Annotated in this window: 19 protein-coding genes; 13 read left to right on the forward strand and 6 right to left on the reverse strand. The window is 31.1% G+C overall.

Features of this window, described 5'->3' with window-relative positions; translation table 11 throughout:
* Window positions 1-94 precede the first annotated feature (94 nt).
* From parE to alsT, 3 genes are all read left to right on the forward strand, one after another.
* Window positions 95-2,092 (forward strand): DNA topoisomerase IV subunit B, encoded by a 1,998-nt coding sequence (gene parE, locus LQ679_RS00225; protein WP_239761908.1) that lies wholly within the window; start codon window positions 95-97, stop codon window positions 2,090-2,092.
* Window positions 2,092-4,506 (forward strand): DNA topoisomerase IV subunit A, encoded by a 2,415-nt coding sequence (gene parC / locus LQ679_RS00230; protein WP_191835539.1) that lies wholly within the window; start codon window positions 2,092-2,094, stop codon window positions 4,504-4,506. Before parE ends, parC begins: the two co-directional genes overlap by 1 nt.
* Before the next feature lie 84 nt (window positions 4,507-4,590).
* Window positions 4,591-6,153 (forward strand): glutamine transporter AlsT, encoded by a 1,563-nt coding sequence (alsT, locus tag LQ679_RS00235; protein ID WP_239761909.1) that lies wholly within the window; start codon window positions 4,591-4,593, stop codon window positions 6,151-6,153.
* 46 nt (window positions 6,154-6,199) lie between these two features.
* Here the strand turns inward: alsT and LQ679_RS00240 are convergent, their stop codons facing one another.
* Entirely contained in the window at window positions 6,200-7,183 is a 984-nt protein-coding gene (locus LQ679_RS00240) for a DUF1002 domain-containing protein (RefSeq protein WP_126476724.1), read from the reverse strand.
* Window positions 7,184-7,284: 101 nt separating this feature from the next.
* Here LQ679_RS00240 and glcT point away from each other — a divergent pair, with 101 nt between their 5' ends.
* From glcT to mprF, 4 genes are all read left to right on the forward strand, one after another.
* Window positions 7,285-8,121 (forward strand): glucose PTS transporter transcription antiterminator GlcT, encoded by an 837-nt coding sequence (gene glcT / locus LQ679_RS00245; protein WP_037587943.1) that lies wholly within the window; start codon window positions 7,285-7,287, stop codon window positions 8,119-8,121.
* Between the two features lie 123 nt (window positions 8,122-8,244).
* Window positions 8,245-10,311: a glucose-specific PTS transporter subunit IIBC gene (gene ptsG, locus LQ679_RS00250; RefSeq protein WP_037587945.1), complete on the forward strand. Its 2,067-nt coding sequence runs from the start codon at window positions 8,245-8,247 to the stop codon at window positions 10,309-10,311.
* Window positions 10,312-10,524: 213 nt separating this feature from the next.
* Complete coding sequence (locus tag LQ679_RS00255; protein WP_239762039.1) at window positions 10,525-11,679, forward strand: AI-2E family transporter; 1,155 nt, start codon at window positions 10,525-10,527, stop codon at window positions 11,677-11,679.
* A gap of 121 nt (window positions 11,680-11,800) precedes the next feature.
* On the forward strand, window positions 11,801-14,326 hold the full coding sequence (gene mprF / locus LQ679_RS00260) for a bifunctional lysylphosphatidylglycerol flippase/synthetase MprF (protein ID WP_239761910.1): 2,526 nt from the start codon (window positions 11,801-11,803) through the stop codon (window positions 14,324-14,326).
* Between the two features lie 388 nt (window positions 14,327-14,714).
* Here mprF and LQ679_RS00265 read toward each other — a convergent pair whose 3' ends face one another.
* Window positions 14,715-15,278 (reverse strand): LysE family translocator, encoded by a 564-nt coding sequence (locus LQ679_RS00265; RefSeq protein WP_239761911.1) that lies wholly within the window; start codon window positions 15,276-15,278, stop codon window positions 14,715-14,717.
* A 93-nt stretch (window positions 15,279-15,371) separates the two neighbouring features.
* On the opposite strand from LQ679_RS00265, the gene LQ679_RS00270 reads away from it, so the two are divergent.
* Both LQ679_RS00270 and LQ679_RS00275 read left to right on the forward strand, forming a co-directional pair.
* A complete protein-coding gene (locus tag LQ679_RS00270) occupies window positions 15,372-16,268 on the forward strand; it encodes a LysR family transcriptional regulator (RefSeq protein WP_239761912.1) in 897 nt (298 codons plus the stop codon).
* Window positions 16,268-16,651, forward strand: coding sequence for a VOC family protein (locus tag LQ679_RS00275; RefSeq protein WP_126476731.1), 384 nt, complete (start codon window positions 16,268-16,270; stop codon window positions 16,649-16,651). Before LQ679_RS00270 ends, LQ679_RS00275 begins: the two co-directional genes overlap by 1 nt.
* Before the next feature lie 78 nt (window positions 16,652-16,729).
* Here LQ679_RS00275 and LQ679_RS00280 read toward each other — a convergent pair whose 3' ends face one another.
* Both LQ679_RS00280 and msrA read right to left on the reverse strand, forming a co-directional pair.
* Window positions 16,730-17,347: a DedA family protein gene (locus tag LQ679_RS00280; RefSeq protein ID WP_126476732.1), complete on the reverse strand. Its 618-nt coding sequence runs from the start codon at window positions 17,345-17,347 to the stop codon at window positions 16,730-16,732.
* Between the two features lie 93 nt (window positions 17,348-17,440).
* The gene (gene msrA, locus LQ679_RS00285) at window positions 17,441-17,941 is read right to left on the reverse strand and encodes a peptide-methionine (S)-S-oxide reductase MsrA (RefSeq protein ID WP_037587960.1); all 501 of its coding nucleotides are present in this window, start codon (window positions 17,939-17,941) and stop codon (window positions 17,441-17,443) included.
* A gap of 154 nt (window positions 17,942-18,095) precedes the next feature.
* Between msrA and LQ679_RS00290 the strand changes: the two genes are divergently transcribed.
* Window positions 18,096-19,073, forward strand: a complete 978-nt coding sequence (locus LQ679_RS00290; protein WP_037587964.1) for an LCP family protein — start codon at window positions 18,096-18,098, stop codon at window positions 19,071-19,073.
* Window positions 19,074-19,144: 71 nt separating this feature from the next.
* Here LQ679_RS00290 and LQ679_RS00295 read toward each other — a convergent pair whose 3' ends face one another.
* Together LQ679_RS00295 and LQ679_RS00300 are read right to left on the reverse strand one after the other, a co-directional pair.
* Window positions 19,145-19,330, reverse strand: a complete 186-nt coding sequence (locus LQ679_RS00295; RefSeq protein WP_037560206.1) for a 2-hydroxymuconate tautomerase — start codon at window positions 19,328-19,330, stop codon at window positions 19,145-19,147.
* The gene (locus LQ679_RS00300; protein WP_196307476.1) at window positions 19,330-20,343 is read right to left on the reverse strand and encodes a cation diffusion facilitator family transporter; all 1,014 of its coding nucleotides are present in this window, start codon (window positions 20,341-20,343) and stop codon (window positions 19,330-19,332) included. The genes LQ679_RS00295 and LQ679_RS00300 overlap by 1 nt, the downstream gene beginning before the upstream one ends.
* Before the next feature lie 394 nt (window positions 20,344-20,737).
* On the opposite strand from LQ679_RS00300, the gene mqo reads away from it, so the two are divergent.
* The 3 genes from mqo to LQ679_RS00315 all read left to right on the forward strand — a co-directional run bounded on the left by mqo (window position 20,738) and on the right by LQ679_RS00315 (window position 24,119).
* Entirely contained in the window at window positions 20,738-22,222 is a 1,485-nt protein-coding gene (mqo, locus tag LQ679_RS00305; protein WP_037587966.1) for a malate dehydrogenase (quinone), read from the forward strand.
* A 129-nt stretch (window positions 22,223-22,351) separates the two neighbouring features.
* The gene (locus LQ679_RS00310) at window positions 22,352-22,756 is read left to right on the forward strand and encodes a sporulation protein (protein ID WP_025905962.1); all 405 of its coding nucleotides are present in this window, start codon (window positions 22,352-22,354) and stop codon (window positions 22,754-22,756) included.
* 142 nt (window positions 22,757-22,898) lie between these two features.
* Window positions 22,899-24,119, forward strand: coding sequence for a Y-family DNA polymerase (locus tag LQ679_RS00315; RefSeq protein WP_126477888.1), 1,221 nt, complete (start codon window positions 22,899-22,901; stop codon window positions 24,117-24,119).
* The last annotated feature ends 50 nt before the right edge of the window (window positions 24,120-24,169 follow it).

Below are 24,169 nucleotides of genomic sequence, written 5' to 3' on the forward strand. Positions count from 1 at the left end.
AATTAGGGATAGGGCTTGCATTTTCTAGGGATTTATAACAAAATAACTATTGTAAAGTAAAAGAAACGAACGTACGTTTGTAGGAGGAGAAATATTGAATAAACAAGCAAAAGTTCAATATGGTGAAGATTCAATACAAGTACTCGAAGGTTTAGAAGCAGTAAGAAAAAGACCTGGTATGTACATTGGTTCAACAGATGTCCGCGGACTTCACCATTTAGTATATGAAATAGTAGATAACTCTGTTGATGAAATTTTAAATGGCTTCGGTACGGAAATCGACGTAACAATTCATAAAGATAATAGTATTTCTGTTCATGATAACGGTAGGGGGATGCCTACAGGATTACATAAGACTGGTAAACCGACACCTGAAGTAATATTTACTGTCCTTCATGCCGGCGGTAAATTCGGTCAAGGTGGCTATAAAACATCTGGAGGACTACACGGTGTAGGTGCTTCAGTTGTTAATGCTTTGAGTGAATGGTTAGAAGTAACGATTTATAGAGAAGGTCATATTTATAAACAAAAGTTCAAAAACGGTGGTGTACCTGTTACAACATTAGAGAAAAAGGGGAAAACACGTAAAACGGGTACAACGGTTCATTTCAAACCAGATTCTAAAATATTTAAAGCTTCAACACATTTTAACTTTGAAACGTTATGTGAAAGACTTCAAGAATCAGCATTTTTACTGAAAGCACTTAAGATAAAAGTAACGGATTTAAGGGGAGAAGAACCTAGAGAAGTATTTTATCATTATGAAGATGGTATTAAAGAATTTGTAAATTATTTAAATGAAGGCAAAGACGTGTTACATGACGTTGCTATGTTTAGTGGCGAATCAAATGGAATTGAAGTAGATATTAGTTTTCAATTTAATGACCAATATTCTGAAACGATTCTAAGTTTCGTAAATAACGTCCGTACTAAAGACGGAGGTACACATGAAACTGCCTTAAAGACAGCATTTACTCGTGTATTTAATGAATATGCGCGTAAAATTGGTGAACTTAAACAAAAAGATAAAAATCTTGATGGTAGTGACATTCGTGAAGGTTTGACAGCTATAATTTCTGTAAGAATTCCAGAAGATTTATTACAGTTCGAAGGTCAAACTAAGTCTAAATTAGGTACAACAGAAGCACGTGCAGCTGTTGATTCCGTTATGTCAGATCAACTGCCTTTCTACCTAGAAGAGAAAGGTCAATTATCAAAGGCATTACTTAAAAAAGCGATTAAAGCATCTCAAGCACGTGAAGCAGCAAGAAAAGCACGTGAAGAAGCTAGAAATGGTAAGAAAAACAAACGTAAAGAAACTTTATTATCTGGTAAATTAACGCCAGCACAAAGTAAAAATACAGAGAAAAACGAACTTTATTTAGTCGAAGGGGATTCTGCCGGAGGATCAGCTAAATTAGGGCGTGATCGTAAATTCCAAGCAATTTTACCGTTAAGAGGTAAAGTTATTAATACAGAAAAAGCTAAACTTGAAGATATCTTTAAAAATGAAGAAATCAATACGATTATTCATACAATAGGTGCAGGTGTTGGTGCAGACTTTAATATTGAAGATAGTAATTACAACAAAGTGATTATTATGACAGATGCCGATACAGATGGTGCACATATTCAAGTATTATTATTAACTTTCTTCTTCAAATATATGAGACCGCTATTAGAAGCAGGTAGAGTATATATTGCGTTACCACCTTTATATAAATTAGAAAAAGGTAAATCAAAACAAGTTGAATATGCATGGACTGATGAAGATTTAGAAGTATTAATGAAGAAAATTGGTAAAGGTTTCACACTTCAACGTTATAAAGGTTTAGGTGAAATGAATGCCGATCAACTATGGGAAACAACAATGGATCCTGAAACAAGAACGTTAATTCGAGTAAGTATTGATGATGAAGTACGTTCACAACGAAGAGTGACTACATTAATGGGTGACAAAGTTGAACCACGTAGAGAATGGATTGAAAGACACGTTCAATTTGGTATGCAAGAAGATCAAAGTATACTTGAAAGTGATGACATTCAAGTACTTGATGATGAAGTAGAAACATTAGAGGAGGAAGTTAAATAATGGTTGAACAAATTCAAAACCTTCCTTTAGAAGATGTAATTGGAGATAGATTCGGTAGATATAGTAAATATATCATTCAAGATCGTGCACTACCTGATGTACGAGATGGATTAAAACCTGTACAACGTAGAATATTATTTGCGATGTATAAAGACGGTAATACGTATGACAGAAACTTTAGAAAAAGTGCTAAAACGGTTGGTAACGTAATCGGTAATTATCATCCACATGGTGATTCTTCTGTATACGATGCAATGGTTCGTATGAGTCAAGATTGGAAATTGAGACACGTACTAATAGAAATGCATGGTAATAACGGTAGTATTGATAATGACCCTCCTGCAGCAATGCGTTATACTGAGGCAAAATTAAGTAAATTAGCTGAAGTGTTATTACAAGATATTGATAAAGAAACAGTTGAACATGTACAAAACTTTGATGATACTGCGATGGAGCCGATGGTATTACCAGCTAGGTATCCTAACTTATTAGTCAATGGATCTACAGGTATTTCTGCTGGTTATGCAACTGATATTCCACCGCATAATCTAGGAGAAGTCATTGATGCGACATTAAAGCTTATCGATAAGCCAAGTACATCTGTAGATGAATTAATTGAACATATAAAAGGACCAGATTTCCCAACAGGCGGTATTATTCAAGGGTTAGATGGCATTAAGAAAGCCTATAAAACAGGTAAAGGTAAAATCGTTGTTAGAAGTAAAGTAGAAATAGAAAAAATTAGAGGCGGAAGAGAACAAATCGTCGTAACTGAAGTACCATTTGAAGTTAACAAAGGTACGCTAGTTAAGAAAATTGATGAACTTAGAGCTGATAAGAAAATTGAAGGTATTGTAGAAGTTCGTGATGAAACAGATAGAGAAGGTTTACGAATTGCGATTGAACTTAAGAAAGATATTAATAGTGAAGGTGTTCTGAATTACCTTTATAAGAATACAGACTTACAAGTGCTTTATCATTTTAATATGGTAGCAATAAATAATAGAAGACCTGAATTATTAGGCCTTAAATCAATTCTTGAAAGTTATATTGAACATCAAAAAGAAGTCGTAACAAGACGTTCTCAATATGAATTATCTCAAGCACAAAAACGTATGCACATCGTTGAAGGTTTAATTAAAGCATTGTCTATTTTAGACGAAGTTATTGAAACAATTAGAGCTTCTAAAAACAAACGTGATGCGAAAGAAAATTTAATTGCGAAATTTGAATTTACTGAAGAACAAGCTGAAGCAATCGTAATGTTACAGCTTTATAGATTAACAAATACAGATATTGTTTCATTAGAAAATGAATTTGATGAACTTAAACAAACTATCGAACGCTTAAAAGATATTTTACAAAATGAAAAATCATTATTTAAAGTGATTAAAAATGAGCTTAGAGCAGTTCGAAAAGAATTTGCTGATGAACGTTTAACTGAAATCGAAGAAAAAATCGAAGAAATTAAAATCGAAAAAGAAATTTTAGTTCCAAGTGAAGAAACTATCGTTTCTGTTACGCATGATGGATACATTAAACGTACTTCTAATAGAAGTTATATCGCAAGTGGTGTTGAAGAAGTAGGACTTAAAGACGGTGACTACTTATTAATGCACGAAAAAATGAATACGCAAGATACTTTAATTGTATTCACAAATAAAGGTAATTACTTATTTATACCTGTACATGAAATTGTGGACTTAAAGTGGAAAGATCTTGGTAAACATATTTCACAAATGATTCCAATTGATGATGACGAACGTGTCATTTCTGTAAATAAAGAAACTGATTTCAAGCCATCATCTAATTATATTATCGCGACGAAAAACGGCATGATCAAAAAGTCTACAAATGATAAATTTAAAGCGAGCAGAATTACAAAACCACTCGTTGCCATTAAACTTAAAGGTGACGATGAAGTTGTGTCCGTACTGAAAATAGTAAATGATGAACTTATAACAGTGATTACTGAAAAAGGTATGAGCTTAACTTACGATACGGATGAATTATCCGACATTGGTTTGAAAGCAGCTGGTGTTAAATCTATCAACTTGAAAGATAATGATAGAGTTGTAATGACAGATAAATTACCAAATGATCAATCTGTCTTTATTGTGACGGATCGTGGTTCAGTTAAAAGAATGAAAGCAGAACAATTTGTACCTGCTAAAAGATCTCAACGCGGCTTAATGATTTTGAAAGAACTAAAATCAAAAGCGCATAGAATTGTATTTGCTAGAACCGTTTCAGAGGATGAAACATGCGTTATCATTTCAGAAAAAGATCAAGTCAAAGTGAATACTAAAGACTTTAACTTTAGTGAACGTTATACAAATGGTCGATTTGTTGTTGACGAGAATGACTTTGGTCAAGTTATTGATGCATATTTTGAAGAAAAAGCTATAGATTAAAAAAATATAGTCATAATGAATGGCACATGGTAAAATCATGATAGCAATTTATTATGACTATATTATTAGAATTGAGGGATTTATTTGAAAGATTTTGATAGTTATATCCCAGATTGGTTTCATAATTTTGTCCGATGGGGTAATGATTTAATTTGGACTCAAAACTTAATTTTCCTATTACTATTAGCTGGTGTATTCTTTACAATAAGTTCTAGAGTAGTACAACTTAGATGGCTACCAGAAATGTTTAGAGTCATTTTCGAAAAACCTGAAACGTTAGAAGATGGAAGAAAAGGTATATCTTCTTTCCAAGCATTTGCTATAAGTGCTGCTTCTCGTGTTGGTACTGGTAATATCGCAGGTGTTGCAACAGCGATTGTACTAGGTGGCCCAGGTGCAGTATTTTGGATGTGGGTTATTGCATTCATTGGTGCAGCAAGTGCATTCTTTGAGGCAACATTAGCACAAGTATATAAAGTTAAAGATAAAGAAGGTGGGTTCCGTGGTGGACCAGCTTATTACATAGAACGTGGTTTAGGTCAGAAATGGCTTGGTGTTGTGTTTGCAATACTTATAACTGTAACGTTTGCATTTGTATTTAACACAGTTCAATCTAATACGATTGCAGCTTCTTTAAATGAACAATATGAATTTTCAAATGTGATAACTGGAGTTATCTTGGCTATTATTACAGCATTAGTTATTTTTGGTGGTGTAAGAAGTATCGCAACAGTATCTTCATTTATCGTGCCAATTATGGCAGTTGGATATATTGGTTTAGTTGGTTATATCTTATTTATGAATGCTGATCAAATTTGGCCAATGATTCAAAATATCGTAAGAAGTGCATTTGGTTTACATCCTGCATTTGGTGGGGCAATGGGATTTGCAATTATGCAAGGTATTAAACGTGGCTTATTCTCTAACGAAGCTGGTATGGGTTCTGCAGCAAACGCAGCAGCAACAGCAGCCGTAAGTCACCCAGTTAAACAAGGTTTAATCCAAGCGTTAGGTGTATTCTTTGATACTATGATTATCTGTTCAGCAACAGCAATCATGTTATTACTTTATACTGACTTACAATTTGGAGCAGATGCGCCTCAAGGTGTGGCTGTAACGCAACAAGCACTTACAACACATGTTGGTGAATTCGGTGGTATATTCTTAACATTAGCCGTATTTATGTTCGCATTTTCTTCAATTATTGGTAACTATTACTACGGTCAATCAAATATTGAATACTTAACTAAAAATAAAATCGTAATGTTTATCTTTAGAGCATTAGTAGTAGCTATGGTCTTTGTAGGATCAGTTGTACAAGTACAAACAGTATGGGATACAGCAGACTTATTTATGGGATTAATGGCAATCATCAATATCGTAGCACTATTCGGACTTGCAACAGTTGTATTTGAAGTTGCTAAAGATTATCGTGCACAAAGAAAGCGTAAGTTAAACCCAGTATTTAAAATTGAAAACTTAAAAGTTAACTATAATAATATCGAAGCATGGGGCGATAACCCTTATACAACATTAAACAAAAAAGAAACAACAGAACAATCATCTGAAGCAAATACAAAGTATGAAGAACCTAAACAAGATACTTTTGACATTATTAAAGATGATGATAAAGACGAAGATAAATAATATAAGAAAAACGCCATGGGCACGAGCCCATGGCGTTTTTCTTATATTATTTAAATAAGTTTGCGATTGAATTGAAGATATCTTTAATAGCATTTACGATTTTATCCCAGAAACCTTCGTCTTGAAGTTTGTCTTTAATATCGTTACCTAAGTCTTCTGCTTTTTTCTTTGCATCTTTAAATTCATCTGATTTAACTAAATCATTAACATAATCTTTTGAGTTATTAATAAAGTCTTTTGCATTTTCACCGCTAAAGACACCGTCTTTTTGTGCTTTATCAATAACATTAACAATCATATTAATTTGGTTATCATTAATAACATTTGTTAAACCATTGTCTTCAATCTTCTGATTGACGATATTTGTTATTTCATTAATTGTTACATTACCTGATTTTTCAGCTACAGCTTGTTTAGATTCTGCAATTGTTTTGTTTAATTGTGATTGAGAAAATCCTTCTTGACCTTTATTTTCTTCAGTAATTTGATTAATTGTAGATAATTCTTCTTGAGCGACTTGTGTTCTGCTTGAATCTACTTCTTCACCTTGTTCTTCAAATGCTTTGTATACACCAGCTAAGGCACTTTCGCCAGTTACATCTTCACTTGATGCAATTGTAACATCTGCATCTTGAATACCTGCTGTCATTAAAGCATTTTTATATGTGGCTTTAGTTACTTTTGTAATTTGACCTTGGTCTTGATTGATCGTTAAGTTAAGACCACTGCCTTTAGAAGTCTTTGTAATACGGATACTTGATTTTAAGACATCATTTGATGATTGCATATTTAAGTATTTATTTAAGTCATCAGCCGTAACGTAAGTTGTCTTGTCACTGTTTTTAGTGCCTAATAAGTTAGAAGTTGTATCTTTAGCACTTGAATTGTTTTGTAATGCTGCACCATAAACAGTAACGGCATTATCCCAAGCCTCTTCAGTTACCGCATGGGCTTGATGTTTCGGATATAAAATTGTAGATAATAATAAAACAGCAAGAACACTTATTATATATAGTTTCGTCTTTTTCATATGTTTGCACATCCTCGTATTTATTGATATAAAATATATCTATCATTATATTATCATCAAATGTATAATATGTAATAGGTCTTCAGAATGAGGTTTTAGATATGGGAAAATACATTATCGAAAAAGCATTAAACAATAATGTGTTAGTTGCTAATTATTATGATAAAGAAGTTATATTAGTTGGTAAGGGGATTGGTTTCGGAAAAAAACAAGGTGAAGAAATTAATACAGATTTAATCGAAAAGGTATATTTATTAGAATCTGAAAATGATAAAAATAAATATAAGCAATTATTAGATGGTACTAATGATGAAGTGTTTAATATCGTATTAGAAGTTGTAAATGGTATCGATAAACAGTTAGGTGGAAGTGTTAGTGAAAAGACATTAATATCTTTAACTGACCATATGTTATTTGCGATCAAGCGTATTAAAGAAGGTATACATGTTCATAATCCTTTTTTAAAAGAGACTGAACTGCTTTATCCGAGAGAATATCAAATAGCAGAAAAAGCTGTTAAAGCATTAAATGAAAAATTAAACTTACAGTTTATTGAATCAGAAGCTGGATTTATTGCATTACATATCCACTCTGCAGAAGTAAACCATTCAATTCATGATATACACAATATAAAAGCGATTATTCAAAAAGCAATCATTATAATAGAAGAAGGCCTAGAAGTTGATATTAACAAAAATAGTATTAATTATAGTCGTTTTGTTCGGCACCTTCACTTTGCGATTCAAAGAGTATTGGCAGATGAACGAATTCCAGATGCAACTAATATCGAAACACTATTGAAAGCGCAATATCCATTGTGCTATAATATTTCTGTAAAGATAGTGAAGATGATGCAAACACAGTTGAAGAAGCCGGTATATCAATCTGAATTGGCATATTTAACAATGCACATTCAACACTTTAATAATAACTTATAAATTGCGTGTTACTGATACGATCAGGCATGAGCAAATAGACTTTACCGTAATGGTAAGTTTCTTTGCTCATGCCTTTTTTCATGCCGTGATTTATAAAGTTAAACAATTAGGAGGGTATTAATTATGTTTAAAAAGTTCTTTGGACAATTGCAACGTATTGGTAAAGCATTAATGTTACCAGTTGCGATTTTACCAGCAGCAGGTATTTTACTTGCGTTTGGTAATGCAATGCAAAACGATCAATTCGTTGAAATTGCACCTTGGTTAAAATCTGATGTTATTGTCATGATAGCTTCAGTAATGGAATCATCAGGTCAAATTATCTTTGATAATTTACCATTACTTTTCGCACTCGGGACAGCATTAGGTTTAGCTGGAGGAGATGGTGTTGCAGCATTAGCAGCATTAGTTGGTTACCTTATTATGAATACAACAATGGGTGTTGTTAAAGGTATTTCAATTGATGATATTTATAGCTACGCTGAAGGCGCTAAAACTTTAGGACAAACTGCTAAAGATCCAGCAAACGCATTAGTTCTTGGTATTCCAACACTTCAAACAGGGGTATTTGGTGGTATTATAATGGGTGCTCTTGCAGCATGGTGTTACAACAAATATTATAATATCAACTTACCACCATTCTTAGGATTCTTTGCTGGTAAAAGATTTGTACCAATTATCACATCTGTAGTTGCAATTATTGCAGGTATTATTCTTTCATTTGCATGGCCACCAATTCAAGATGGCTTAAATAACTTATCTACATTCTTATTAGATAAGAACTTAGCTTTAACGACATTTATATTTGGTATTATTGAACGTGCTTTAATTCCATTTGGATTGCATCACATTTTCTACTCACCATTCTGGTTCGAATTTGGTAACTATGTAAATTCTGCTGGTGAATTAGTTCGTGGTGACCAAAGAATATTCATGGCACAAGTTAAAGACGGTGTACCATTTACAGCTGGTGCATTCACAACTGGTAAATATCCATTTATGATGTTTGGTTTACCAGCTGCAGCATATGCGATCTATCGTCAAGCTCGTCCAGAGCGTAAAAAAGTTGTCGGTGGTTTAATGTTATCTGCAGGTTTAACATCATTCCTAACAGGTATTACTGAACCATTAGAATTCTCATTCTTATTCGTAGCACCAATATTATACGGTATTCATGTTATTTTAGCAGGTACATCATTCTTAGTGATGCATCTTCTACATATCCAAATCGGTATGACATTCTCTGGTGGATTTATTGATTACGTTTTATACGGATTATTAAACTGGGATCGTACTAATGCACTACTTGTTATTCCAGTAGGTATTATTTATGCGTTAGTTTATTACTTCTTATTCACATTTGCGATTAAGAAATTTAACTTAAAAACACCTGGTCGTGAAGATAAAGAATCTGAAACACGCAACAGTTCAGTAGCTGAACTTCCATTCGATGTATTAGATGCAATGGGTGGTAAAGAAAACATCAAACATTTAGATGCATGTATTACGCGTTTACGTGTTGAAGTATTAAATAAATCTGAAGTAAACAAAGATGAACTGAAAAGTTTAGGTGCATCAGGTGTACTTGAAGTTGGTAACAATATTCAAGCTATTTTCGGACCTAAATCAGATCAAATTAAACACGATATGGCACGTATCATTTCAGGAGAAATTACGAAACCTGATGAAACAACTGTTACTGAAGAAGGCGATCAAGAAAGTGCTGCTATTTTAGCTGAAGGTGGCGCAACAATTTATGCTCCTATTAAAGGTGAAGTTGTTAACATCTCTGAAGTACCAGATAAAGTATTCTCTGAAAAAATGATGGGTGATGGCGTTGCAATTATTCCTGAAACTGGTGAAGTAGTTGCACCATTTGATGGTAAATTGAAAATGACATTCCCAACAAAACATGCAATCGGTTTAGAATCTAATGACGGTGTTGAATTATTAATCCACTTCGGTTTAGAAACAGTTAAATTAGAAGGTAAAGGATTTGAAATTTTAGCGGAAGCTGATACAGATATCGTTAAAGGTCAACCGTTAATGAAAGTAGATTTAGACTTCATTAAAGAAAATGCTGATAGTACTGTTACACCAATTGTTGTTACAAACCTTGGTGATGCTTCATTAGAAGTACTAACAACAGGTTCAGTAGAACAAGGCGATAAAATTTTAGTCGTTAAATAAGACTTTTATGTTTTAGAAGATACACCTTCATGGTGTATCTTCTTTTTATATATTAAAAAACAATTATAATATTATTATGTAAACTATAATTGTAAATTTTTGTTTTTAAAGTGAAACGATTAGGGTATAATAGATTATAAATCTTTAAGAGGAGGGCTTATTTTGGAAAAAGAAAAGCATTCCAATAATTCTTTGAATAAAACAACACGATTTATGCAGTTTTTCGGTGGACGTGATATTTATTTCATTTTAGGATTATTGATTTTGATAGGGTTAACAATATTTATTTTCCAACATGTTTCATTTATTTTTGAACCTATCGTTACGATCACGACAACTTTAATTGGCCCAATTATTGTTGCATTTGTTGCATTCTATTTGTTTAATCCTTTAATTATTTTTATGGAAAGGTTTAACATCTCTAGATTATGGGGGATCATCATATTATTATGTGTAATTATCGCAGCATTTACACTAATTGTGACGTTATTAATACCTGTTGTGCAACATCAAGTTGAGAGTTTATCTAAAAATTTACCTACATATTTCGATGAATTTAGTGATAAATTAAAAGAGCTTTCTCAAAATTCATTTGTAGCGGATTACTATACACAAGCTCAAAATTGGTTCCAACAAAACTTTAGTGATATTCCAAAGAAAATATCTAATTCAGTAGGGGATTTCAGTAATAAGTTCCAATCATTTGTATCTACAATTACACATGTTGTTGTGATCATTATTACATTCCCATTTGTATTATTCTTCTTACTTAAAGATGGTGCAAAGTTTAGAAATTACTTTATTAGATTAATGCCACCAAAATTCAGAAAAGATACACACGACTTAATTGATAAAATGAACGTTCAAGTTGGTTCTTATATTCAAGGTCAAATGATTGTTGCTTTCTGTATTGGTGTATTACTATTTATTGGTTATTCAATCATTGGATTAGACTATGCACTAACTTTAGCAAGTATTGCTGCTGTGACAAGTGTTGTACCATATTTAGGACCAATAATTGCGATTTCACCAGCAATTATTTTAGCGGCAATTGATTCACCAATTATGTTATTGAAACTTGCAATCGTTTGGGCTGCAGTTCAATTTTTAGAAGGACATTTTATTTCGCCAAATATTATGGGGAAAACAATGCAAATTCATCCTTTAACAATTATCTTTGTATTGTTATGTGCAGGTAATTTAGCAGGTATACTTGGTGTTATTTTAGGTATTCCAGCATACGCTATTATTAAAGTAGCTGTGACACATCTCTTCACATTATTTAAACGTCGTTATAATAAATATTATCAAGATGACTCAGGTCCATACGAGTTTAAAGATGAAGAAGTTGTATACGAAAAAGAATAAACTATAAATATAGACTGCCTTTAACTTTTGAAGCTTAATGGCAGTCTTTTATTAAACATTTTAATTTATATATTTATATGGTATTATTTGGGAGTATTACAAAATTAAAGAAGGTTGGAATATGAGACTATTAAATCGAAAGAAAATTTTGCCAGTATTAAAGGCTTTATTTATATGTATCGTATTATGCATCGTTGTATTTGTATTGCATAATGAATTAGGGAAAATCGACTTTAAAAAGACAATCGTTCTTTTTAGAGAAATGAATACATTTTATTTTGTAGGCATCATTATATTAGGTGTACTTTCTGTATCTGTTTTATCATTATATGACATGATGTTAAAGCAATCTTTAAAAATCAGTTTACCGATACACAAAGTACTATCTATTAGTTATATTATCAATACATTTAACAGTATTTTAGGCTTTGGTGGCTTAATAGGTGCTGGTTTAAGAATTTATTCTTATAGAAATGACGTTGAAGATAAGAAAGATTTAGTTAAAAGTGTTTCATTATTATTGTTATCCATGTTAAGTGGTTTAAGTTTATTATGTGCACTTATTGTATTTCGTGTTTTTAATGCGGATGCATTACTAGCTGATATTTCATGGGCTAAAATTGTCATTTATATTGGCAGTTTGTTTCTTCCATTATTTATAGTTGTGTCGTATTTAAAACCTTCTATAAGTCGAGATAGATTGCTTGGATTTAAATTTACAATTGTATCTGCACTCGAATGGATCGCGGCGAGCTACTTATTATTTGTTATTTTAAAAGCTTTACATATACATGTAGACTTTGCGCACTTAGTTGGGATATTTGTCGTTGCAGCCTTATCAGGATTAATTAGTATGATACCTGGTGGCTTCGGTGCGTTTGACTTAGTGATCTTATTAGGTATTAAGTCACTTGGTGTACCTGAAGAAAAAGTACTATTAGCGTTGTTACTTTATAGAGTTGCTTATTACTTCTTCCCATTTATAATCGCACTTGGTTTATCTACATTTGAATTTGGTAGTATCGCTAAAAAATATATCGAAGAAAGTAAATTCTATACACCAGCTGTTGATACAACATCGTTTATCAAGTCTGTGCAAAGTGACTTTATGAACAAAGTACCAACATTAGCACTAGGGCTATTATCTGGTATTACAGGATTTGTTCTTTATTTTAATCACATATTAATCTTATATGATGCTATTTACTCACATCATTATACTTTTTATTCAATCTTATTAGCATTACATACAGCTTCTACACTTATGTTACTGATTTGCGCGAAAGGCGTTATGTCTGGTACGATGCGTTCTATACTCATGAGCATTATTTCTGTCATCGTAATGTTAGTCGTATCCATATTAACGAATAGCACGATCATTGCATTTTTATGGTTAGCGATACTTTTAATATTATTATTTATCGGTTACAAAAATGCACTTGTTGTCAAAAAGATTGTGACACCTATGAAAATAGTTTTAAGTGGTGTATTAATATTAACAATGTTTATCTTCAATAGAATTGTCACTAAAAATTATTTAAATTTATATCCACATGAAGTTACTAAATTTGATAAATATGCTGTATTTACAATGTTCTTAATTGCACTCGCGATATTATGTTTAATCGGTATGTGCATAACCTATATTCTTTCAAAAAGATTCCAAAAAAGTTTATATACAAATGCTACATATGAAACGATACAGAACATTATCGATCAAAACCAAGGTTCTTATGTGAGTCACTTAGCATTTACAGGAGATAAATCATTTTATGTTAATAAAGATGAAGATGTCTTTATTATGTATCGACATAAGATGAATGCAGTTATCGTGTTAGGTGATCCAGTCGGTAATTCGGATAAATATCATGAAGTATTAAAAGAATTTTATGATCAAATGCATTTTTTAGGCCATGATATTATTTTCTATCAAGTACAAAGTAAATTACTATCTTTATATCATGATTATGGAAATGTCTTTTTCAAATTAGGAGAAGAAGCGCTCATAGATCTAGAAACATTTAGTTTATCTGGTAAGAAAAAGCGTGGTATGCGTGCAACACATAATAAAATGGCGTCAGAAGGCTATCAATTTGAAATTATAGAAGCGCCATATGCACAAGATGACATCGATATGTTGAAATCTATTAGTGATAGCTGGTTAGGTGATAGGAGAGAAATGAGCTTCTCAGTTGGATCATTTGATGAAGATTATTTAAATAAAGCACCAATCGCAGTTATAAGAAATGATAATAAAGAAATAGTAGGTTTCTGTTCATTAATGTATACGAATTATAATGAATCCATATCTGTAGATCTAATTAGATGGAACAAAGAAGTAGAACTACCGATGATGGATGCTTTATATATCCATATGTTATTATGGGCACAAGAACAAGGCTATAAACAATTTAATATGGGAATGGCTACGTTATCCAATGTAGGGCATAATCAATATGCATATTTAAGAGAAAAATTTGCAGCAAAAGTATTTGAAAATATGAATGGATTATATAGCTTCCAAGGATTACGGAATTATAAACAAAAATTTTATCCAGAATGGGAACCAAGATATTTAGTATATCGAAAATATAGTTCGCTATTATGGAATTTAATAAGAGTATCATTAACAATTAATCATAAATAAAAAAGTCTGGGAGATAATTCCTAACTCAAATTATTAACACCTCATTCTACTGATTTATTCAGTATAAAATGAGGTGTTATTTTTTATAATCTACGATTTTGTTCGTGCATGCTTGCCTAGGGTATGGTTCGAGCCTGTAGTCTCTCACACATACTATTCCCTCAGGCGTCAGCACAGCACAAAATCGTTACAAATTTCCAATTTTATACAAAAAAATAAAGCACTCTCGTATAATTTAATTAATCATGACAAAAACCAAATCAACGAGGTGCCTTATGTATAAAGTGTATAACATGTCTCAAATAACTCTACCATTAAATATTGAAGTATTGATTCCAGAAAATGATATTGCACATTATGTTTTTTAGTTAAATCTCACTTTTATTCATTAATAAAAAATGCTTAATGCGGAGTATAGGATTAATAATGACATAACAGTATTGAATATATAATGATATTTATTGAGATATCTTTTTAAATAGTGTCCTAATACGCCCCATATAATAAGACAAGCCCAACCAATAATAATTGTTAGTACCATATATATAAATGGTTTGTTATTGGAATTAGGGATAATAAAAACACCTAGTAACGTGATATAAAATAATAATGTTTTCATATTTAAAATTTGTAATAAAAATCCTGCTTTAAAAGTAGAATATACATCACCAGTTTCATCGTTTTTACTAGCAGTAAACGTTTTATAGGATAGATACAGTAAATATACAAATCCAAATATTTTCAGTGTTTGTTCAACTGCTTCAATATATTCTTCAAATAAGTATAAACAAATAGAAGCTAAAATAGCTAAAAATAAAAAACCTGCTAATATACCAAGTATAAATTTTTTTGCACCTAATAAACCATGTTTTTTTGTAGAATTCATAATAAAAATATTACTTGGACCTGGCGTAATAGATGTTACAAAAACATAAATTAAAAACGCAGACATGTTCTTCACCTCTATATAAATTTTAATGTCTTTTTGGTTATAAGTGAAATTAATGTTATTATTAATACATTAATAAAATTAATAGGTGATTGAATGAATATAAAGCAGTTAAAAATTTTAAAGACACTTATAGAAACGAAGAGTTATACAAGAACAGCGGAATTACTAAACTATACGCAATCAAATGTATCTCAACAAATTAATCAGTTAGAAGCAGAATTGAAAAATGAATTATTTATATACTCAAACAAAAAATTGATTGAAAGTGAGTTTCTTTTAAAAATATTACCTTTAGTTAATGATTATATTTCAACACACGATCAAATTATTAAATTATCGAACGAGGACATGACTCATAAATTAAAAATAGCAGCACCCGAATCACTAGTTACAACAGGATTAAGTGAAGTTATAAAAATATTTTTAGAAAAATTTCCAAATACAGAATTTGATTTGCTTAATAATACTTGTAGTAAAAATCAAGCATCACTTATGAATGGTGAAGTAGATATAGCTTTTGTGATCAATACTAGAATCCAAAATAATGCAATAAAAAAACATAAATTAAGTGATGATGAAATTGTTATTGTGGCACATCATTCTGCTCCAGATACATTAGATGAGTTGTTAAGTAGTAAACGGTATAATCATTTTGTAATAAATGAAAAAGACAGTACTTATCGCACGATGTTTGAAGATTTTTTAAGTAGTAACTTAAAGGAAGTTTCTAAAACAACAGAATTATGGAGTATAGATGCAATTAAGACATTTTTAATAGATGATATGGGATTTAGTGTATTGCCATATAGAACTGTAGAGAAAGAAATAAATTCAAATAAGTTAAAAATCATAGAGGGAAATGAGCAATTTCCTACTTTTTATTCATTCGCTTTAACAAAGAAGAAAAATTGGGATAACAATCTCATTGATTTATTTATTCAAGAAGCAAAAATATATATGGGAAGAAATATGAAAAAGGAGGAAAAATAATGAAAATAGAAGGAATCGATCATATTGTTTTGACTGTTTCTAATATTGAAAAGACATTGGATTTTTATAGCAACATATTAGGAATGGAAATTATTGAATTTGGGGAAAATAGAAAAGCTTTAAAGTTTGGGAATCAAAAAATTAACTTGCATAGCGAACATAATATCATTAAACCTAGCGCTCATAACCCAATGGCAGGTTCAGCTGATATATGTTTAATAACTAAAACTAGTATTGAAGAAGTTGTATCTCATTTAAATAATCATAACGTTAACATTGAGGTAGGGCCAATCGATAAAGTTGGTGCACTTGGTGAAATCAATTCTGTTTATTTAAGAGATCCCGATAATAATTTAATCGAAATTTCAAACTATAAAAACTAAAAACACTTATTTATAGAATACAAAAAACTTTCATAACCAATCCTTAGAAAAAGGGGTTATGAAAGTTTTGTTTTTTATTTAATTAACACGTGTTTCTTTAATGCGTTTATACCATAAGTATAGTACATAAAGTACTGCTATCGCGATAATCGCGATAAACACTTTAGAATACATACCTACATATACGAGAATTTGATGCCAGTGATTGCCTAGCATTTTACCTAGCATAATTAGAAATATATTCCACATACCTGTACCGATTGCTGTTAAAAGTATAAATACGGGTAAGTTCATTTTAGTTATACCGGCTGGTAATGAAATGAGCGTTCTGACAATTGGGATAAAGCGTCCTAAAAAGATAGCCCAATGTCCATATTTATCTAACCATTGAATGGTCTTATCTAAGTCTTGTGTTTTGATACCTATATATTTGCCACGTTTATGTATAAATTTATATAAACGTTCTTCTCCTATAAATGCACCAATACTGTATAATACAAGTGCTCCGAGTACGGCTCCTAAAATTGTAAGTAAACATACAATTATGATATTCAACTCTGACTGTGAAGTCATAAAGCCTGCGAATGTTAATATGATTTCAGAAGGGAAGGGGTGTATAACATATTCTAAAAATACGAGTATGAAGACACCGATATATCCATAATGCGTCATAAAATCAGTAATCCATTGTTCCATAATGTTCTCCTTTTATATCTTAAATACTGATAGATGTTATATAAAAATAACAGTATAGCATAATTGTATACGATACTGTTATGCTATACTTGTTTATTTTAAACTTTGTCTAATTGTTTGTTCTTCTTGATATCTTTCAGGATTCTTCTTATAGAAATCTTGATGATAATCTTCAGCTTTATAAAAAGGCTTATATGGTAATAGTTTTGTAACGACTGATTTTCCCTCTGGTAATTCTTTATTGAGTTGTTCGATATATTGTTCAGCAAGTTTCTTCTGATCATCATTTGTATAGAAAATAGCTGTTTCGTATTGCGTACCTCTGTCTTGGAATTGTCCATGAGCATCAGTAGGGTCAATAATTGCAAAATATATTTCTAGCAGTCTATTATATGAGAATAAAGCTACATCATATTGGATTTCGACAACTTCATAATGTCCGGTATCACCCTTTTTTACTTCTTCGTATGTTGGATTTTCAGTTGTTCCACCCATATAACCTGAAGTCACTTTATCTATTCCTTCATATTGGTCAAATGGCTTAACCATACACCAAAAGCATCCTCCTGCAAAATACGCTTTATTCATATTCATGATATTTTTACCATCCTTTATTCAGTCTCAAGTCTTATTTTTAAGTTAGCTTTGCAATTTTTCTTGATTTTTAGTATATAAATTGGTTAACTTAATGTATGAGTCTCATTATAATATAATTAGACTCAATTTTGAAGATAAAAGGTTGGTAACAATGACTTCGCATAATCAATCAGAAACTGAAGATAATCGTCAAACGAATATACCTACAAGAAGAAAAAAGCGTAGAATTAAAAAAAGACCTTTTATTTTCTTAGGTATCATCTTACTTTTAATTGGACTTGGATTTTACATTAATGCTTCTTATAAATCTGGTTTGAAAGTTTCATCAGATAACGGTAAAAAGCAACAATTACATAAATTCAATAGTACAACGCGGAATGATGGTAAAGTAAATGTGCTCGTATTAGGTGAGGACCGCAAAGTAGATAATTCACAACCTAGAACAGACTCAATTATGATTGTTCAATACGATTACTTGAAAAAAGATCTCAAAATTGTATCTGTCATGAGAGATATTTATTCAGAAATCCCAGGTGGCTATCGTAATTATAAGATTAATACTGCATATTCATTAGGCGGACCTGAATTATTACGTAAGACATTGAAGAAGAACCTTGATATTGATCCGGAATACTATGCAATTATCGATTTTGATGGATTTGAAGAAATGGTCGATGAAATTGCACCTAAAGGCGTTCCAATCGATGTTGAAAAAGATATGTCTGCAAAAATTGGTGTTTCTTTAAAACAAGGGCAACATAATTTAAACGGGAAAGAATTATTAGGTTATGCGCGCTTTAGACACGATGAAGAAGGTGACTTTGGTCGTGTTAGAAGACAACAACAAGTTATGACTGCACTAAAATCAGAATTGATGAGTGTAGATTCAGTTGTTAAAGCACCGAAATTAGCTGGTATTGCTAGAGGTTATGTTAATACCAATTTAGATGACCAAACAATTTACAAAACGGGAGCTAGCTTCTTAGCTAGAGGCGATAAAGATATTAAGACGTTAACAGTCCCTGTTAAAGGTTCTTATACAAATGAGAATGATATTGAAAATGGGGCAGTATTAAAAATCGACAAAGAAAAAAATAAAGAAGCAATTAAGAAATTTCTTAACGATTAATCATTAAGGAAACTAAAAAAGCAATAAATGGTCACTTTGACCATTTATTGCTTTTTATATTGATATAGTTCTTATGAATCAGATTTACGAGTACCAGCAACACCGTAGTGTTCAGGTTTCATTTCTTCAATAATGACATGAATATTTTCTTTTGGTGCTTTTGCATTTTGATGAACAGCTTCTGTAACATCTTTTACAAGACCTTTCAATTGTTCATCAGATCTACCTTCAATTAATTTAATGTTTACGATTGGCATTATAAACGCTCCTTATTATATTGAATATTTGCTGAAGGACCACTATCTCCATTCCAGTCTGTTTGACCGTCATCTTCTATGAATTCAATGTTCACATCTTCAACATGAGATAAGTCTAACAATTTTAATATAATCCGTTTTCTGATATCTGACAACTCTTTAAGTGTATAATTGTGATTAACTTCTAATAAACATTCTATATGAAGTGCTTCTCCTTCTTTAATAACAGCGAGTCTTTTAATATCACTAATTGCTTTATCATCTAATATGACACGTGAAGCATGTATTTCAGATTCATGATCTGCAATACCAAGAACGCCTTGTGCATTTTCAATGAAGATAATACCCACAACGATAAACATCATCACACCAATAATGACTGAAGCAATACCTTCTAACATACCCAATCCTGTTAATCTTGCGATAATGATTGAAAGAACGGCAATAATACCACCACCAGTTGCAACAGTATCTTCCATGAATACTAATTTTGTTGCAGGTTTTGCTTTACCAATCAGTAAATAACTTTTAGTAAATGGTGTCAATAATCCTTTACTGCTTTCACCAGCTTCTTCCAAGATTTCTTTACCAGCTTTTCTTAAAACACTACCTTCTAAAATAATACCGATAGCTAGAACAGCGATATTAATCCAGAAGAATAATATTGGTCCACCAGTTTCATTTGGATGAACAATATGGTGAAAACCTTCTTTAACAGTCTCATAAGATAAAATACCTACAATAATGACAGCTATTAAACAGACGAGGTTAATTAATCTTCCATATCCAAGAGGAAACTTCTCATTCGGACTTCTTTTAGAAAATGCTGATCCTAAAAATACGAAAAGTTGGTTTGCTGCATCACCGAAAGAGTGCATCATTTCAGCAAACATCGCAATGTTTCCTGTAAAGATAAAAGCAAATAACTTTAAACAACCTAAAATAAAGTTAACAATTGCAGCAGAAAGTGAAGACTTGCTTCCTTTTTTAAGTAAATTAATGAAAGCTTTCATAAAAAACTCCTTTAAAATATTTTTGTTTTGATTATACCACTATAATACCCAAATTTTTTATAATATAAGTATTTTTATGTAAATATCATAATAATATTATGTAAACTATAAATGTTAATAGAATTTTTTTAAACCTTCATTTAGGGAATGTGTTATACTATTTATATAGATATATTAATTAAGTTATACTAATTCTCGACTATTTTAATGTAACTTAATAATAAAATTAACTTATTACACATTGTGCACTTGTTGTCACTTTTTAAATGAAAGTATAAGGTTTATAATAGTAGTAATACATAGATTAATTCATACAAATTATTCATTTGTATATTTTTTATGGACATATATTTAGTCGAAATGGTTAATATTGAAAGGGGCTCTGTAGTTAATTATGAATGCTTTACATAAGAAAACAGATGTAATATTAATTGGTGGAGGCATTATGAGTGCTACTTTAGGTACAATGCTTAAAGAATTATCACCAAACTTAGAAATTAAATTATTTGAAAAATTATCAAAACCTGCTGAAGAAAGTTCTAACGAATGGAATAACGCGGGAACTGGTCATTCAGCATTATGTGAATTGAATTATACTAAAGAAGAGGCGGATGGTTCAGTTAATATTGATAAAGCAATTCAAATAAATGAACAATTTCAATTATCAAAGCAATTTTGGACATATTTAGTAAACAAAGGTAGTTTAACAGATCCACAATCATTTATTCGTCCTGTACCACATATGAGTTTTGTGTATGGAGACAAAAATGTACAATTTTTGAAAAATAGATGTGATGCATTATCAAAAAATCCATTATTCAATGGTATGACGTTTACAGATAATTTTGAAACGTTAAAGCATTGGATGCCACTTATGATGGAAGGGCGTTCTCAAGATGAAAGAATTGCCGCAACTAAAATTGAATCTGGTACAGATGTAAACTTTGGGAATTTAACACGCTCACTATTAAGTGACTTAAAAGACCAAGGCGTAGAGTTAAATTATAATCATTCTGTTCAGAATATTCGAAGAAATGAAGATAATTCATGGCAATTAAAAATCTATAATGCCGAAACTAAAAAGGTTGAATATCACAATACTCAATTTGTGTTTATCGGTGCTGGTGGCGGTAGCTTACCACTTTTACAAAAAACAGGCATAAAAGAAGCTTCTAATATTGGAGGTTTTCCAGTTAGTGGTTTATTTATGGTATGTAATAATGAAGAAATTATTGCTAAACACGATGCTAAAGTATACGGTAAAGCAAAAGTTGGCGCGCCACCAATGTCAGTACCACATTTAGATACTAGATACATTGAAGGTAAGCGTTCATTATTATTTGGACCATTTGCTGGTTTCTCACCTAAATTCTTAAAAACTGGTTCAAACTTAGATTTATTTGGTTCAGTGAAACCGAATAATATCTTTACGATGTTATCAGCTGGTTTAAAAGAAATGGGATTAACGAAATATTTAGTAGAACAAGTCTTATTGTCAGATGAAAAGCGTCTAGAAGAACTAAAAGAATTTATACCGACTGCTAAGTTAGAAGATTGGGATATCGTGATCGCTGGTCAACGTGTACAAGTCATTAAAGATACAAAAGAAGGCGGAAAGGGTACATTACAATTTGGTACTGAACTTGTAACAAGTGAAGATGGCTCTATTTCTGCATTATTAGGTGCCTCTCCAGGTGCTTCTACTGCTGTACATGTTATGTTGCAGTTACTTGAAAAATGTTTCCCTAATGAATTTGTAAACTGGGAAGATAAAATTAAACAAATGATTCCTTCATTTAGAACAAATTTATCTGATAATCCAGATTTATTTAATGAAATTAATACATCAACTTCGAAAGCTTTAGGTTTATATAAGTAAGTTTATGTTGAAAATTGACGATTGTTAAAAAAATAATCAACAATAATTAAAAAATCCTCTTTAATCACTTTAAATTTTAGTTTAATCGAGTTAAACTATCTTTAATGAAGATTAAGGGGGATTTGTATTATGTTTGAAAAGTTACTTACCTCTATAGGTGTCGGTAATCTAACAATCGATACGCGTTTAGAAAAAATGACTTTTAATGAAGAAGAGCCTATAAAAGGTAAAGTAATATTTAAAGGCGGTTCATGTGATTTAGAAGTTAAATATATTGAATTGTCACTTATTGAACGCGTCAATAATCAAAATGAGGATAGTGATTTTTCGGAATTTGATTATGAACTGCATAAGCATAAAGTTAATCAATCCTTCTTGATTAAGAAAAAAGACCATCAAGAATACGAATTTGAATTTAAATTAGAACAAATTGAATTCAAAGGCGAGCCAGAAGAAATATTTTTAAAGACACATGTTCATATCGATCAGTCAATTGGCGCTGACGACGAAGAAAAATTAAGTATAGTACGATAACTTATAATGAAGTCTTACAAAGTTGACCTATCAGAGGTTAATCTTTGTAGGACTTTTTTATTAAGACAAAATAAATTCCTTGAAATAGAACAAGTGTTCGTATATAATGATAATACAAACAAATGTTCTGGGAGGTGATGTGATGTACAATTACAGTGATTTCCAAGAGAGATATATTTTATGTTTAAGTCATCATAATTTTTTTGCAAATGTGTCATGTGTTTCTAAAGGTATTAACCCAAATGAAAATAAATTAGCTGTTATTTCTGATACGAAAAGGCAAGGCGCCATCGTTATTTCAGCTACTGAGCCATTACAAGAATTAGGAATCAAGACCGGTTCACGTCTATTTGAAATACCACACAGAAATGATATCTTTATCATTAATCCAAATATGAAACAATATATAAACTATGCAAATGCTATTTATAAAGTATTGCTTAATTATGTACATGAAGTTGATATCCAACAACATCGTGTAGACGAAATTTTTATTGATGTGACAGATTATTATAAACAATATTGTGATAATCCAAGTGAATTTGCTGCAAGAATCCGAACTGAAATAGAACAAGAAACACAATTGAATTGTCATATAGGTATTGGACCGAATATGTTGCTGAGCAAGTTGGCTTTAGATAACGAGTCTTACCAACATGATCAATCAATTGGAGTATTAAATTATAGCGATATAAGAGATAAAGTGTGGCCGATACATCCATTGCATAAAGTGTGGGGGATAAATGATCGGTTAGAAAAGGAATTAAATGAGCTTGGTTTATATACTGTTGGAGATTTAGCACGCTATCCAGTTAATAAATTAACACAATTATATGGAACGATGGGTAAGGAATTGAATTTAATCAGCAATGGAATAGATACTAATACTGTACGAGAAGCGCATAGTATTTATAATCCGAACATTAAATGTGAAGTCGCGCTTGAGAAACAATACCAATATTATGAGATGAAAGAAATCATTCTTCAACAAGTGGAACGTTTAACAAAGCAACTAAGATCTAGAAATTTATTAGTTAAGACAATTGCTTTTTCACTGAAAAGTAATGTCAATACAATCTCTAAAACTTATACTTTAAAAGATGGCACGAATATTACGATGGATATATTTAGAGTAATCTGGAGTTTTACAGAACAGTTAAGTGATAAACATGAGAAGTATTCAGCATTAAATATTTCACTTACACAACTCGTGCCAGAACGAGCTCGTGAACTGAATTTATTTATAGATACATTTGAGCGAGAACGTGATGAAGCATTAGCATTGCTTACAAATGAAATGAGTGTCAATAACACATATAGTAGACAAGAAGAAAGTATTCATAATCTAGCCAATTATAGATGAAATACAAAAAATAATCACTATGTGTTAAAAATGTAAATTTTATTAACATT

The organism is Mammaliicoccus sp. I-M35 (assembly GCF_022386455.1).
GTDB lineage: Bacteria > Bacillota > Bacilli > Staphylococcales > Staphylococcaceae > Mammaliicoccus > Mammaliicoccus sciuri_A.

Excerpts from the sequence above, each read along its gene's own strand:
- parC (WP_191835539.1), top strand. The coding sequence starts at position 2,092 with ATGGTTGAACAAATTCAAAACCTTCCTTTAGAAGATGTAATTGGAGAT.
- LQ679_RS00240 (WP_126476724.1), bottom strand. The coding sequence starts at position 7,183 with ATGAAAAAGACGAAACTATATATAATAAGTGTTCTTGCTGTTTTATTA.
- glcT (WP_037587943.1), top strand. The coding sequence starts at position 7,285 with ATGGGAAAATACATTATCGAAAAAGCATTAAACAATAATGTGTTAGTT.
- ptsG (WP_037587945.1), top strand. The coding sequence starts at position 8,245 with ATGTTTAAAAAGTTCTTTGGACAATTGCAACGTATTGGTAAAGCATTA.
- LQ679_RS00255 (WP_239762039.1), top strand. The coding sequence starts at position 10,525 with ATGCAGTTTTTCGGTGGACGTGATATTTATTTCATTTTAGGATTATTG.
- mprF (WP_239761910.1), top strand. The coding sequence starts at position 11,801 with ATGAGACTATTAAATCGAAAGAAAATTTTGCCAGTATTAAAGGCTTTA.
- LQ679_RS00265 (WP_239761911.1), bottom strand. The coding sequence starts at position 15,278 with ATGTCTGCGTTTTTAATTTATGTTTTTGTAACATCTATTACGCCAGGT.
- LQ679_RS00270 (WP_239761912.1), top strand. The coding sequence starts at position 15,372 with ATGAATATAAAGCAGTTAAAAATTTTAAAGACACTTATAGAAACGAAG.
- LQ679_RS00275 (WP_126476731.1), top strand. The coding sequence starts at position 16,268 with ATGAAAATAGAAGGAATCGATCATATTGTTTTGACTGTTTCTAATATT.
- LQ679_RS00280 (WP_126476732.1), bottom strand. The coding sequence starts at position 17,347 with ATGGAACAATGGATTACTGATTTTATGACGCATTATGGATATATCGGT.
- msrA (WP_037587960.1), bottom strand. The coding sequence starts at position 17,941 with ATGAATATGAATAAAGCGTATTTTGCAGGAGGATGCTTTTGGTGTATG.
- LQ679_RS00290 (WP_037587964.1), top strand. The coding sequence starts at position 18,096 with ATGACTTCGCATAATCAATCAGAAACTGAAGATAATCGTCAAACGAAT.
- LQ679_RS00295 (WP_037560206.1), bottom strand. The coding sequence starts at position 19,330 with ATGCCAATCGTAAACATTAAATTAATTGAAGGTAGATCTGATGAACAA.
- LQ679_RS00300 (WP_196307476.1), bottom strand. The coding sequence starts at position 20,343 with ATGAAAGCTTTCATTAATTTACTTAAAAAAGGAAGCAAGTCTTCACTT.
- mqo (WP_037587966.1), top strand. The coding sequence starts at position 20,738 with ATGAATGCTTTACATAAGAAAACAGATGTAATATTAATTGGTGGAGGC.
- LQ679_RS00310 (WP_025905962.1), top strand. The coding sequence starts at position 22,352 with ATGTTTGAAAAGTTACTTACCTCTATAGGTGTCGGTAATCTAACAATC.
- LQ679_RS00315 (WP_126477888.1), top strand. The coding sequence starts at position 22,899 with ATGTACAATTACAGTGATTTCCAAGAGAGATATATTTTATGTTTAAGT.